The sequence below is a fragment of the Polaromonas sp. P1_G2 genome, from assembly GCF_056405515.1.
On sequence record NZ_JBFUBY010001219.1, the window covers coordinates 1 to 439 of the forward strand.

Here is a 439-nt window from a genome sequence, read left to right on the forward strand (position 1 = left end):
CCTATGTGTTGTCCATGTGGAAAGTTGATCGGCCCATGGCGTGATCACCCGTCGGTGACTCATCGGACTGATTGAGGGGTAGTGTATGGCGATGACGGCACAAGCTTCCGAAACCGAACGCGATATCGAAGACGGCGTCTGGCCGGCGCGGCGACGGAAAATCCTCGACTGGCTGGTCAACGAGACGCGCAATCAGCGGTTCGTCGACAACATCCTGGTCGAAATGAGCGAGCGGCTGGTGGCAGCCGGCGTACCCGTTGTGCGCGTCTCGTTTCATTTCCAGACCAACCATCCTCAATGGCGTGGCGCGCGCCTGCTCTGGCGCACCGGTCTGACCGAGGCCGAATTCGAATTCTACGGCTATGAGGTCGAGGTTTCGCAGCTTTTCCAGAAAAGCCCGATCAAAGTGATTTTTGAAGGCGCGCCGGAACTGCGCACC

General features: G+C 58.8%; 1 protein-coding gene. It reads left to right on the forward strand.

All coding sequences use genetic code 11. From position 1 onward, the window contains the following. Window positions 1–85: 85 nt before the first annotated feature. Window positions 86–439: hypothetical protein (locus tag AC1D0P_RS29855; RefSeq protein WP_477680039.1), on the forward strand; the 354-nt coding region annotated here is incomplete at its 3' end.